At 67.2% G+C, this 13072-nt stretch carries 8 protein-coding genes; 3 read left to right on the forward strand and 5 right to left on the reverse strand.

Going from position 1 to position 13072, the window contains the following annotated elements:
• Positions 1 to 12: 12 nt before the first annotated feature.
• From cobW to AC1DN0_RS30355, 5 genes are all read right to left on the reverse strand, one after another.
• Positions 13 to 1092 (reverse strand): cobalamin biosynthesis protein CobW, encoded by a 1080-nt coding sequence (gene cobW / locus AC1DN0_RS30335; RefSeq protein WP_441632420.1) that lies wholly within the window; start codon positions 1090 to 1092, stop codon positions 13 to 15.
• A 162-nt stretch (positions 1093 to 1254) separates the two neighbouring features.
• Entirely contained in the window at positions 1255 to 5403 is a 4149-nt protein-coding gene (locus AC1DN0_RS30340; RefSeq protein WP_477146231.1) for a cobaltochelatase subunit CobN, read from the reverse strand.
• Between the two features lie 8 nt (positions 5404 to 5411).
• Entirely contained in the window at positions 5412 to 5843 is a 432-nt protein-coding gene (locus AC1DN0_RS30345) for a DUF2149 domain-containing protein (protein ID WP_441636446.1), read from the reverse strand.
• A complete protein-coding gene (locus AC1DN0_RS30350) occupies positions 5843 to 6517 on the reverse strand; it encodes a MotA/TolQ/ExbB proton channel family protein (RefSeq protein WP_441636448.1) in 675 nt (224 codons plus the stop codon). The genes AC1DN0_RS30345 and AC1DN0_RS30350 overlap by 1 nt, the downstream gene beginning before the upstream one ends.
• A gap of 520 nt (positions 6518 to 7037) precedes the next feature.
• On the reverse strand, positions 7038 to 7541 hold the full coding sequence (locus tag AC1DN0_RS30355) for a DUF6630 family protein (protein WP_441636450.1): 504 nt from the start codon (positions 7539 to 7541) through the stop codon (positions 7038 to 7040).
• A 539-nt stretch (positions 7542 to 8080) separates the two neighbouring features.
• Here AC1DN0_RS30355 and AC1DN0_RS30360 point away from each other — a divergent pair.
• The 3 genes from AC1DN0_RS30360 (at position 8081) to AC1DN0_RS30370 (ending at position 12060) form a co-directional block, all read left to right on the forward strand.
• Complete coding sequence (locus AC1DN0_RS30360) at positions 8081 to 8248, forward strand: hypothetical protein (RefSeq protein WP_441636452.1); 168 nt, start codon at positions 8081 to 8083, stop codon at positions 8246 to 8248.
• Positions 8249 to 8443: 195 nt separating this feature from the next.
• A complete protein-coding gene (gene mgtA, locus AC1DN0_RS30365) occupies positions 8444 to 11200 on the forward strand; it encodes a magnesium-translocating P-type ATPase (protein WP_441636454.1) in 2757 nt (918 codons plus the stop codon).
• Between the two features lie 137 nt (positions 11201 to 11337).
• A complete protein-coding gene (locus tag AC1DN0_RS30370) occupies positions 11338 to 12060 on the forward strand; it encodes an MgtC/SapB family protein (RefSeq protein WP_441636456.1) in 723 nt (240 codons plus the stop codon).
• The last annotated feature ends 1012 nt before the right edge of the window (positions 12061 to 13072 follow it).

The following is a 13072-nucleotide window of genomic DNA, read 5'->3' on the forward strand; positions in this document are numbered from 1 at the left end:
CTAGGGTCTGCCTCAAGCCACGCGCACGGCGCCCGCCAGCGCGGTTTGCAAGGCGGCCTGCAGGGCGGGCTGGTCAAGATCCTGCCCGATCAGCACGATGCGGGTGGACTGCGTCTCGCCCGCTTGCCAGCGGCGGTCGAAGTAGCTGTCGAAGCGGCGGCCCACGCCATGCAGCACCAGGCGCATGCCCTTGCCCGGCAACGCGGCGAAGCCCTTGATGCGGTAGATCGTATGGCTTTCCACCAGTTGGCGCAGGCCATCGATCAGTGGATCGCGGTCCACCTCGCCGAGCTCCACCACCACCGAATCGAACTCGTCGTGATGGTGGTCGGCGTGATCGGGATCGTCCGCCGAGCCGTGGTGGTCGGGCCGCAGGTGAATGCTCTCCTCCGAGGCACGGTTCAGCCCCAGCAGCAGCCCGATATCCAGCTTGCCGCCCTGCGCGCCGACGATCTTCACTTCGGCGGGGATTTCCGGACGGATCAGCGCTTCCACTTCGGCGCGCTGCGCCGCGTCGATCAGGTCGGTCTTGTTGAGGATGACGAGGTCGGCGGCGCCTAGCTGGTCTTCGAACAGTTCATGCAGCGGGGATTCGTGGTCGAGATTGGGGTCGGCCTTGCGCTGCGCGTCCACGGCGTCCGGATCGGCGGCGAACTGGCCGGCGGCGGCCGCGGCGCCGTCCACCACGGTGACCACCGCGTCGACCGTGAAGGCGCTCTTGATGCTGGGCCAGTTGAAGGCCTGCACCAGCGGCTTGGGCAGCGCCAGGCCGGATGTTTCGATCAGCACATGGTCGATGTCGGCGCGCCGCTCCAGCAATTGCTCCATCACCGGGAAGAATTCCTCCTGCACCGTGCAGCACAGGCAGCCGTTGGCCAGTTCGTAGAGCTGGCCATTGCTCTCGCCGGACTCGTCGCAGCCGATGCCGCAGCCCTTGAGGATCTCGCCGTCGATGCCCAGTTCGCCGAACTCGTTGACGATCACCGCGATGCGGCGGCCGCCGGCGTTTTCAAGGATATGGCGCAGCAAGGTGGTCTTGCCGCTGCCAAGGAAGCCGGTGACGATGGTGGCGGGGATTTTACGGGTCTGCATGGGCGGATTTGCGAATTCGGCGTTGGGGTTGAACCGGGGCTTGCGAAGCGATGCGGGCGTTTGGCAAGTTATGCACCACGCAGCCGGTAAGCGGCGGCGGTCCCGGCCGCTGCGAGGGGATCAGCATAAAGAGATACGGAGGTGCTGTCCACCGGCGCCGCGTCAGCTTTGCGCCGGTCCGCGCCGCCGGCCGCGCCACCACTCGGCGCCCGCGCCGGCGCCAACCAGCAGCAGCATCAGCACGGCGGCCCGGAGTGCCTCGCGGGGCGCAAGGCCCGTCAGGGGCGCGGGCGGCGCGAGCTTGAGCACGCGGCTTTCCAGCAAATGGCCGGTGACTGGCCCGGTGGCTGGCTCGGTGGAGGGACGCGGCGCCGGTGGCTGCGGCGCGGCCTGGCGCGCAGGCCGTGCCGCAAGCGTCTCGGCCAATCCCGCGCGTGCGCCCTGCGCGGCCGGCTCCCGCCCCGGCATGGCGCGCGCCAGCCGCTCGGCGAATGCGCGCAGCGTATCCGACGGCAGCCGGGCTTGCTGCCCCAGCCCGGCGATGTATTGCATCAGCACCGGATTGCCGCAGCTATTGGCCGAGCACGACAGTCCGTCGCGGTTGACCGATTCCACATAGCGCCGCGCCATATCGGCGCGCTCTTGCGCCGTGAAGCGATAGCTGCCCTGCCGGTCCACCTCAAGCAACCGTGCCAGGATGCCCTGCCGCGCGTGCGGGTTGCTTTGCGAAAAGAAGCGGTCCATGCCCAGCCCGTGCTTGTCGGCCACGTAGACTTCATACGTGTTCTGCCAGAAGCTGCCGCTCATCTGCTCCGGGCTCGTGGCCTGGAAGCCATAGAGATGCTCGATCTCCTTGAACATCTCGCGCGCGCCGGCATAGCCGGAGCGCTGCATGTTTTCGATCCAGCGCGGGTTCCAGTTGCGCGCGTTGAGCTCGGTTGCCAGCCAGGTGCGGGCATCGACAGTCTGCTCCTCGCCGGCGCGGCGCAGGTTGTGCAGCCAGAAGCGCGGCGCCTGCCCGCTGACCGCGCGCGTGGCCATGTTCAGGCCGCCGGCGTACTGGTAGGTATCGTCGTTGTCGAGCGCGCCGTACAGCGTGCTGGCGCGCGAGAACAGCACGGCCTGGTTGGACTTGAGATGGCTGGCCAGCGCCTGCGGCGCGGTTTCGCCCCAGCCTTCGCTTGAAAACGCGAAGTTCATATAGCGCAGGTATTGCCGCGCCAGCGCGCCCGGCTGTTCCCCGGCCTGCGGCACATCCTTGCTCTGCTCCACCATCTGCTGCACGCCGATGCTGTAGTTGCCGGGCTTGGCGGCAAACACGCGGGCGCGGGCCAGGCGGCCGGCCAGTTGCGGTTCCACGCCGGCCGCCAGCAGCGTTGCCCGCGCCTCGCGGTCGTGGCGGCTGATGGCGTTGTCGCCGGCGGCGGCGGCCAGGCGCGCGGCCTTGTCCAGCAGCGCCACCTTGTCGCCGAAACCGTCGCGGTAAATGCCGGAAATGGTGAACAGCACGTTCACGCGCGGGCGGCCGAGTTCGGCATCGGGAATCAGGCGCACATCCTCAACCACGCCGCGGGCATTCCAGACCGGCTCCACGCCCATCAGGTAAAGCGCCTCGCTCTCCATCGCGCCCTGGTGGCGTTCGGTCTCGCCGTACCACAGCACCATCGACACCTGTTCCGGCGCGGCGCCGGTTTCCTCGCGATAGCGCGCCAGTGTCTGCGCCGCCAGTTGCTTGCCGAGTGCCCAGGCGGCCGGCGTGGGGATCAGCGCGCCGTCGAAGGCATGCAAGTTGCGCCCGGTGGGCAGGCCCTGCGGGGTGCGAACCGGATCGCCCAGCGGCGCGGTCGGCAAGTAGCGGCCCGCCAGCACGGTGATCAGGCCGTCGAGTTCGCGGCGCGGCGATTCGCGCAACCGCGCCAGCCACTCCCGCGCCATCGACAACGCGGCCTTCGCCTTGTCCGCCAGCGGCTGCCCATCGCCGACGCCGGCGGTGTCGGGCTCGCGTCCCTCCACCAGCGCGCCCGCCCAGCGGGACAAGGTATCCTGGCCGATGCGGCGCGTCTCGCCCGCGTCAAAGGCGCTCCCCAGCACGGTGGCCAGCGCCTGCTGCTGGATATCCGGCGGTGGCAGTTCGCCTAGCGCATGGATGCCCAGCGGCACCGGCTCGGCCTCGACCTTGTGCAGGAAGCGGTGGATCACCGGCTCGACCTGCGCCCAGGGCGCGCCGAGGTCCAGCCCGAGCTGGCGGTCCAGGCCCAGCGCGCGGATCTGCGCCAGTGCCTGCAAACGGTATTGCTCGGCAAGTGCCGGAGAGCTGTCGGCGGCGGCTTCCTGCTGCTCGATCACTTCGTCCAGCTTCGCCAGCGCGTCCGGCCAGCCCGCGCGGGCGATCAGCGGCGTCAGGTGGCTGACCAGCACGGCCGCGCTGCGGCGCTTGGCCTGGATCGCCTCGCCGCCGCCGTCCTGGATGTAGTAGTAGGCGTTGGGCAGGTCGCCCAGCAGCACTTCGGCACTGTCGCCGCCGCTCTGCCCCACCTGTTTGCCCGGCAGCCATTCCAGCGTGCCGTGGCGGCCAACGTGGACCATCGCGTCGGCGCCAAAGGCGTGGCGGTACCAGAGGTAGGCCGCGATATAGGAGTGCGGCGGCGGGGTCACCGTATCGTGCGAGCTGTCCATCGCACGCGCGAACGTGGAGCGCAGCGGCTGGGGGCCGACGAACAGGTTGCCGAAGCGCAGGCCCGGAATGACGAAATCCTGCCCGCCGTGGCCATCGCCAACCAGCATCAGCGGATTGCGCTCCGGCGGCCCCCAGGCTGCCAGCACCGACTGGCGGAACGCCGCCGGCAAGGCGTCGAACCAGCGCTTGTACTGCGCCATCGGCAGCAAGCTGACCCTGCCGCGCGACACCATCTCTGCCAGTTCGCCGGGCGACCATTCTTCCATGTTGCGGCCGTTGCGTTCCAGCAGCGCGGTGAGTTCGGCCGTGTCCGGCAACGCGGTGCCGGTGCGGTAGCCGGCTTCCCGCAGGCGCGCCATGATTTGCACCAGCGACGGCAGCGTGGCCAGGTAACTGGCGCCGATATTGCCGCGGCCCGGCGGGTTGTTGTAGTAGAGGATGGCGATGCGCTTGTCCGCCGCGGGCTTGTCCTGCAGCGCGATCCAGCGCCGCACGCGGGCCACCGCGGCGTCCGCGCGCTCCGGCACGGCCCGGCTGGTCTTGGCGCCGCCCTCGTCCTCCAGCGTGGCGAACAGGATCGGCTCCGTGGCGCCGGCACGCTCGGGCGTGTTGAGCAGCAGCGGCAACCGCTCGCCGCCGATGCCGCGCACGTCCGCGCGCCACGCTTCCTGGCTGTCGCGCGTGGCGATCAGGTTGATGGCATGCAGGCCCCGGCGTTCCAGCCAGGACTTGTCTTCGGCCCGGCTGATAGTGAGGTTCAGCGTCAGCAGCGCGCGCAAAGGGCTGTGGCCGTCGGCCGCCAGCATCGGTTCCAGCCCGGACAGCGGCCAGCCAAACGCCGGCACCGCGCCGATGCCCTGGCGCTCCAGCGCCGCGATCAGGGCATCGATATGCGCAAGGTCCTGCTGCCGATAGTTGCTGGCGTAGAAGGCGATGCCGACCAGCGGCGCCTGTGCAGGCAGGCCGCCGGCTCCGCCGCCGCGATACCAGGCCAGGTAGTCCTTGAGCGTGGCGAAGGGCTGCGCGGCGCGCGGATGATAGATGCCGGCCGTGGGCAGCGGGCGCGGCGGCGGCACGGCGATGGCTTGCTCCCCGCGCACCGCGGCCACCAGCCAGGCCAGCCAGCCGGCCAGGTTGTCGGCGCCGCCGGCGCTCCAGTAAGCCTCGGCGGCCTGGTTACGCGCGGCGTCCATGCCGATGCCCCAGGCGGCCTCGGCGGAGGCGGCCGGCGCCGCCAGCACCAGCGCGCCGCGCTGCCGCGCCTGGCGCACAGCCGGTGCCACCTGCCGGAGCACGGCAGTTGGCGCGAAGTAGGCGTAGACGACATCGGCGGCGGCCACCTGCGCGGGATCGGGCGCCGTGGTGACGGCGTCGAGCCGCACCCTGCCCGGCCCCGCCAGTTCACGCAGGCGCGCCTCGGCGGCGGGCAGCAGATGGGTATTGGTAGTGATCAGCAACACGCGGMCAGGGGCACGGCCGCCATCGGCTGCGGGTTGCACCAACCCCGCCGCGTGGGCTCGCCCGCACAGCAGGACAAGCGCGAGCAACAGCCAATGCAACGGGCGAGACCGGAACAGCGCATCCGCCAGCATCGTCATCGGTGCGAGGGACACCGTGAACGGCGTGCGCGGCATCGAACCCATCAACGCGCAGCCGGCGCCGATGCCGCCGGGACAGGCCGGGTGCCCGGCGCCGCGCCTTCCGGCACATACACCACGCTGCCGTCCGGCAACTGGTAGGCCACGCCCAGCCGCGTGCCCTCGCCGGTCTTTTGCTGCGCGGACATTTTGCTGACCTTGACCTCCCTGCGGTTCTTCTCCAGCAACTGCAGCTCGCCGGTCCGCGGGTCGCGCTGGACCATGGTGAATTGCGAATCGGGATTGAGCAGCTGGGTCAGGCTGAAGGCTTGCGTGAGCGCCACCATCAGGCCCACGGCAAAGACGATGGAGGCGTCGAACAGGTTGGCGACGCCGGCCAGCGGGTCTTCCCGGTGCACCGACGCCAGCTCGCCCTGCGCGCGGCGGCGCCGCACAAAGCGCCGGCGCCTGAACTGGTGTCCTTGACCCGCGTCCATCAGGCGTGCGCTCCGGCGAACTGCGCCGCGCCGCGAACATGCGCTGCCTCGGGCAAGGCCCGCAGCACCAGCTCGCACAGGTTTTCCATTTCCTTGAGGTCGACCCGCGCCCAACGTTCGCGGGTCAGCGTCAGCACGTAGGCGATGCCGCCCAGCACCAGTCCGCAGACCACTGCGCCGAAGCCAATCACCAGGTGATTGACCATGCCGGCCATGTCGCCGGCCAGCAGCGATTGCAGCGCCGGCCCGAGCGGGATGATGGTGCCGGCCAGGCCCAGCATCGGCGCGATGCGAACCAGCGTGCGGGTCAGATCGAGCCGGTTGGCCACGCGCATTTCCTCGCGTTGCAGCGTTTCATCCAGCCACAGGTCGAGGTGTTCGTGCGAATCGAGCCGGGCCAGCCGTGCTTCCAGCATGTCCCAGAATCGGGCGAGCGAAGGCGACAACGATGCCGCGCCCAGATGCGGCCGCGTGCCGTTGCGCAGGCTGGCGGCCAGCGCATTGGCCAGCGCGGGCAGATCGCTGGCCGGCGCATTGGCGCGGCGGCGCGACTGCACCAGCAGGCTGCCGAGATCGGCCAGCGAAAGGACAAACAACGCCAGCAGCGCCAGCGCGACCGGCCAGAAGAACGCCGTGGAAAGGCGGTAGAAAATCTCGGTGACGGCGCTTTCCATCGTGATTGGCGGCTAGGAGTTGATGCGGATTGGCGAACCGGGTGAGGGCCCTGGCGAGCCCCGGCGCAGCATTGTACGTCGGCGCCGGCGCGGCGCAATCACGCACGCCGGGGTAAGTGCCGCTCCCAGGCAAAAAAGCCAGGCCACATTGCATGGCCTGGTTGGCAAAACGGCAGCAGGGGGCACTGCTGCCGGCGGGTATGAGATGCCGCAAGGGACACCTCGGCGAACAGGTTAGCGCCTTGCGATTGTGGTAACGCGAGGGGACTGACGCGGCTTGCCCGGCGCCCGCCACAATGTTGTCCTCAAGGGAACGGCGCGTGCTTCGGTGGGAAACGATAAGAGCCAGGCCGAACGCATCCGGCGGATCGTGGAGGAGGCTGGCTTTAGCTGCGCGAGCCAAGGTCGGCGAACGGGAAAGCCGACGGCAATGCGCAACGCGCGCAAATGTCAACAAATGTGAATGCGAGCGACATTCGCGCCGCGGCCCCGTTTGCAAGTGCGGGGCCGCGGCGGCGGCTCAGTAGGTTTCGTCGGCGGGATCGATCATCAGGTGCAGGCGGCTGGCGAGTTCAGCCAGCGCGGCCTCGTCGCGGCTGCGGATCATCCATCCTGCGTAGGCATCGGCCTGTGTGTCCCAGCACCACAAAGTAAAGCCCGCCGCGCGCAATGAAGCCTGCGCGATGGCCATCAATTGCGGCACATCGTGCCGCGCGAGAAAGGCACTTGAAAGCGGATCGGTCACGCCCCAGCCGACACGCACGCCGACGCGGTCGCACAGAGCCTGCACGCTGCGGACCAGGGCGGCAGTGTCCTTCCATTCCACGTAGAAGCCCGCCGCATGGCCGATCGCCTCATTCAGGGGCCACAGCAGCATTTGGCCGTCGCAGCCTGTTTCAGCGCGCGCTAGCGCCCGCTGAAACGAGGCCCAGTATTCTTCCGCGGCATCCTGATCGTGCAAGGAAATCAGCAGGATCAACTCACGCAAGGCAGCCTGCGTTTCACTTGGGAGCACTATGGTCATAGACTTCTTGCTGGTTGAGGAACACAGGAAACCGAAGGGATCCGGTGCGTGCAGGGCACAACGCGATGCCGCGCGGATCGCAGCCCCCTATTCTGACAAAGGTTGGTGCGAGGCGCCATATGAAAGCGCAACGAGATCGCACCCGCGGACACGCCGGCGTAGCGGCGCACGGTCCGAACGGCATGAAATTTAGGACTCGTCTTAGCGCGCGACGAAGCCGGAAGAAAAGGGTTGCCAAGCGCGCATCGCCTTTGCTACGCTTCGCCCCGTTATCGCTACGGAGTCATCTCCATGGACAGTTGTTCTAGTTGGCCTCCGGCCAAACTCTGAACGGCTAGGCAAGTCCAGGCGTCTTATCGCCACTGCCTAGCCGATACCGGCGGGTAGTGGTCCGTTGCACGGGTTCTCCGTGCGACTCCCTCCCAGTTCGTTGCAAAAGCCTGCGGCTATCCAGCCACGGAGCGCGCTCGTCCGCGCCCCGCGATGTGGTACCCGCCCCTGCCAGCGCGCGCCTTCGGGCCATCGCGCAAGGAGGCCTCATGCCGTCTCTCCTCATCGCACAACACGCCTTGCTGGCGCTGCAGATGCTGCGCTGGCACGCCGGCCGCCCCGGCCGCGCCGCCGTGCTGCTGCTCGCACTGGCGCTGCCGCCGGTCTGTCCTGCCGAAGCGCGTCATGACGACGCGCACCGCCCCCCGCCGGGCTAACGCTCGCACCCTGCCTGGCGCCGCATTGCCGGCACGCCGGCTCGCACCTGCATACGAGCCCTGGCGAGGCTGGCCTCCCACGCTGCCCCCCATTTTCTTGCACTTGCAGTATCCGTCCATGGCGGCGCCTCGCCCTAGCCGCCCCGATCACGCATCGCCGCCCGGCTCGCCGGGAACCACTGGAAAACCGCACCGATGAACCTGATGAAAACGCTCTTCGTCGCCTTCCTGCGCACGCGCCGGGCGACCCACCACTTCCGCCGGCTGGCGATGTTTGAGTCGCTGGGCAAACCGGGCCCCTCACGCACGGTGCCGGAGCAACTGGCGCAATCCCTGAAGCGCGCCGCCAGAGAAGACGTGCCTGACGTGCTGGTACGGATGCGCTCGCACGAGGACGGCCTGACCGGCGCCGAGATGGAGGAACGGCTCAAGCAGTTCGGCCCCAACGAAGTCGACCATGAGAAGCCGCTGCCTGCGTGGCTGCACCTGTGGCATTCCTACAGCAACCCGTTCAATCTGCTGCTGACGCTGCTGGCGGTGATTTCCTATTTCACCGAGGACATGAAGGCAACGCTGGTCATCGGCACCATGGTGACGTTGTCCACCATCCTGCGCTTCGTCCAGGAACGGCGCTCCAACCAGGCCGCGGAAAGCCTCAAGGCCATGGTCAGCACCACCGCCACGGTGATCCGCCGCGACCTGGCCGCCGGCGTTGCCGCCGTCAGCGCGGAATACTTCAACGTGCACGTGCACTCCCGCCCGCCGGCCAGGATCGAAGTGCCGATCCGCAAACTGGTGCCGGGCGACCTGGTAGCGCTTTCCGCCGGCGACATGATTCCCGCCGACTGCCGCATCATCGCCGCCAAGGACCTCTTCATCAGCCAGGCGGCAATGACGGGGGAATCGCTGCCCGTGGAAAAATTCGCGGAACTGCGCGACCGGCAGGACAGCCCGCTCGAACTCTCCAACATCGTCTTCATGGGCACCAATGTGGTCTCGGGCGCGGCCACCGCCGTGGTGCTTGCCACCGGCAACCAGACCTACTTCGGCACGCTCGCCGCGCGCGTCACCAGCACCGAACGCTCGGCCACCGCCTTCCAGGCCGGCGTCAACCAGGTGAGTTGGCTGCTGATCCGTTTCGCGCTGGTGATGGCGCCGCTGGTGCTGCTGGTCAACGGCTTCACCAAGGGCGACTGGATGCAGGCCTTCCTGTTCGCGCTATCGGTGGCGGTGGGCCTGACGCCGGAGATGCTACCGATGATCGTCACCTCCACGCTGGCCAAGGGCGCGGTGATGCTGTCGCGGCGCAAGGTGATCGTGAAGCGGCTCGACGCCATCCAGAATTTCGGCGCGATGGACGTGTTGTGCACCGACAAGACCGGCACGCTGACCCAGGACAAGATCGTGCTGGAGCGGCATACCGACGTGCTCGGCCGCGTGAGCACCGACGTGCTCAAGCACGCCTACCTGAACAGCTACTACCAGACCGGGCTGAAGAACCTGCTTGACCGCGCGGTGCTCGATCATGTGGAGTTGCAAAGCGAGTTGAGGCTGACGCAGCATTACCGCAAGGTCGATGAGATCCCCTTCGATTTCGAGCGGCGGCGCATGTCGGTGGTGGTGGCCGAGCGCGAGGACCACAACGAGCTGATCTGCAAGGGCGCGGTCGAGGAAATGCTGGGCATCTGCTCGCGCGTGCAGATCGATGGCACGGCGCAGGCGCTGGACGCCGGTATGCTGGCACGCGTGCGCCAGGTGACGCACGACCTCAACGAGGAAGGCTTGCGCGTGGTGGCGGTGGCGATGAAGGAAACGCCCACCACGCAGACGCAGTACGGCGTGGCCGACGAATGCGAGCTGACCCTGGTGGGCTACATTGCCTTTCTCGATCCGCCCAAGGACTCCACCCGCCCCGCGCTGCAAGCGCTGGCGGAACACGGCGTTGCGGTCAAAGTGCTGACCGGCGACAACGAGCTGGTCACCGCCAAGATCTGCCGCGAAGTGGGGCTGCCCGTCACGCGCGTGCTGCTGGGGCCGGACATCGAGAAGATGGACGCGCCCACGCTGGCGCGCGCGGTGGAAGAGCACAATGTGTTCGCCAAACTGTCGCCGCTGCACAAGGAGCAACTGGTGCTGGCGCTGCGCGCCAACGGCCACGTGGTTGGCTTCATGGGCGACGGCATCAACGACGCGCCCGCGCTGCGCGCTGCCGACATCGGCATCTCGGTGGACAGCGCGGTGGATATCGCCAAGGAAGCCGCCGACCTCATCCTGCTGGAAAAGAGCCTGATGGTGCTGGAGGAAGGCGTGATCGAAGGCCGCCGCACCTTCTGCAATATGCTGAAGTACATCCGCATGACGGCCAGCTCCAATTTCGGCAACGTCTTCTCCGTGCTGGTGGCCAGCGCCTTCCTGCCATTCCTGCCGATGCTGCCGCTGCAACTGCTGGTGCAGAACCTGCTGTACGACGTCTCGCAGATCGCCATCCCGTTCGATCGCGTGGACAAGGAACTGGTCTCGCGCCCGCTGCGCTGGAACCCGGGCGATATCGGCCGCTTCATGGTGGTGTTCGGCCCGATCAGCTCGATCTTCGATATCACGACCTATGTGGTGATGTGGTACGTGTTCGCCGCCAACAGCGTGGAGGCGCAGGCGCTGTTCCAGTCCGGCTGGTTCGTGGTCGGGCTGCTCACGCAAACGCTGATCGTGCATATGATCCGCACGCCCAGGCTGCCCTTTATCCAGAGCCGCGCGGCCTGGCCGCTGACCATTGCCACCGTGGCGATCATGGCGGTGGGCATCTGGCTGCCGATGGGACCGCTGGCGGCATACTTCAAGCTGGAGGCATTGCCGCCGGGCTATTTTCCCTGGATGATCGGCATCGTGCTGGGTTACGCCTTGCTGGTGACGGTGGTCAAGCGCTTCTATATCCGGCGGTTCGGGTGGCAGTAAGCGCCCGGCGGCGCCCCCGCCACCCTTGCGGGGGGCGCCGCCCGTGACATCAGGATGACACCTGGCGGGCGTAAAAGCAGGCAAGACAGAATGACAGGTACCAAAAACAATAACTTTCAAGACCGGGGAAAACCATCATGTCCCTCCAAGCTTTCCAGAACATCAACCTGGACTCGCTGCTCGACACCACCGTCAGCCTGACCACCGCCTTTGTGCTGGGCGCGGTGATCGGCTACGAGCGGCAGATCCGCCAACGCACCGCCGGCCTGCGCACCAATGTGCTGGTGGCGGTGGGCGCCGCCATCTTCGTCGACATGGCCAACCGCATGGCCGGGCACGACGGCGCGGTGCGGGTGGTGGCCTATGTGGTGTCGGGGATCGGCTTCCTCGGCGCCGGGGTGATCATGCGCGAGGAAGGGAATGTGCGCGGGCTGAATACCGCCGCCACGCTATGGGGATCGGCGGCGATCGGCGCCAGCGCCGGTGCTGACCTGATACTGGAGGCCGGGCTGGGGTGCCTGTTCGTGCTGGCCGCCAATACGTTGCTCAGGCCGGTGGTTAACCGGATCAACCAGCAGCCAATGGATACGCCTGCGGTGGAAGTCACCAATACGGTCTATGTGATCGCGCCGCGTGCTTCGCAGAAACAGGCCTTGCGGTTGCTGGAGCAGACGCTGGAGGCGGGGAATTATCCAACGCGGGATCTTGAGGTGCGTGCGTTTGGGGATAGCGATGTGGAGATTGAGGCGGTGTTGACTTCGACTTCCGTCGATGGGGATGTGTTGGATCGGCTGATGGCGCGGTTGGCTGAGGCGGAGTTTGTTCATCAGGCGTTTTGGAGTCCTAGTACTACGGATTGAGAGGGGGGGTTCTGAGGTTCTCTGCAGGTTCTCTGGGGTTCTCGCTGTTTGGTGTTCGGTGTTGGCTTTTGGACCCAACAGCGTACGACATCCCCCTGCGGGGGACGCCGGTCACTCTTCTTTGCTTCGGCAAAGAAGACTAACGAGAAGAAAGCCGACCCTGCCGGGGGCAGAGCCATCAGGCGATTCGGCGGCAGTGATTCCGTCGTACGGGCAGTGGCTTCGGCTGGCATGCTCTACCGGCTTTAACGGCAGCACGACTGCATGACCCAGTGGTTTCGTGGTGCGGCCCCCGATGGCGGGCGCCGTGCCCATTCGGCCATCTGCCGTTCGCGATGCAACGGGCTGCGCTATCTCATGCTTTGCTGGTTTCGTGGTTTTGTCTCTGACGGCAAATACCCTGCCATTCGACACCCTGCCGTACCGGCGCTTGCCTTGACGGAATACAGCCGTCCTCGTTTCGTGGTGGGCCCCTTGGCCCGGTCAGCGAACACGAAAGAATCTGACGATGGTGTTGTGCGGTTCACTACCATGACATGCGCGAGGCCACGGGCGACTGAGCGCGGGCCACCGCGCCCACCACGAAACCCATCATTGCGAAGTTGCGCGGCGCCCGTCCCTGCGAACGGCAGGGACCGAACAATCACCGCGCGTGCCGCCAGAGACAAAACCACGAAACCACCAAGGCGGGCAGCGTCGTGGCGCTCGGCACCGCGAACGGCAGATGGCCGAATGGGCACGGCACCCGCCATCGGGGGCCGCACCACGAAACCATTGGGTCATGCAGTGGCGATGTCCTTCAAGCCGGTGAGGCACGCCAGCCAACACTCAGGGCCGTACGACGAAACCACCGAGGCCCATAAGCCTTATTGCTCTGCCCCCGGCAGGGTCGGCTTTCTTCTCGTTAGTCTTCTTTGCCGAAGCAAAGAAGAGTGACCGGCGTCCCCCGCAGGGGGATGTCGTATTCCTTTGGGTCCAAAAACCAACACCGCTCCATAAAAAACCCCCAAGC

The sequence above is a fragment of the Cupriavidus sp. 05N39 genome (assembly GCF_056397325.1).

Coding starts and splice junctions, on each gene's coding strand:
- AC1DN0_RS30355 (WP_441636450.1), bottom strand. CDS start 7,541: ATGACCATAGTGCTCCCAAGTGAAACGCAGGCTGCCTTGCGTGAGTTG.
- AC1DN0_RS30345 (WP_441636446.1), bottom strand. CDS start 5,843: ATGGACGCGGGTCAAGGACACCAGTTCAGGCGCCGGCGCTTTGTGCGG.
- AC1DN0_RS30360 (WP_441636452.1), top strand. CDS start 8,081: ATGCCGTCTCTCCTCATCGCACAACACGCCTTGCTGGCGCTGCAGATG.
- mgtA (WP_441636454.1), top strand. CDS start 8,444: ATGAACCTGATGAAAACGCTCTTCGTCGCCTTCCTGCGCACGCGCCGG.
- AC1DN0_RS30370 (WP_441636456.1), top strand. CDS start 11,338: ATGTCCCTCCAAGCTTTCCAGAACATCAACCTGGACTCGCTGCTCGAC.
- AC1DN0_RS30350 (WP_441636448.1), bottom strand. CDS start 6,517: ATGGAAAGCGCCGTCACCGAGATTTTCTACCGCCTTTCCACGGCGTTC.
- cobW (WP_441632420.1), bottom strand. CDS start 1,092: ATGCAGACCCGTAAAATCCCCGCCACCATCGTCACCGGCTTCCTTGGC.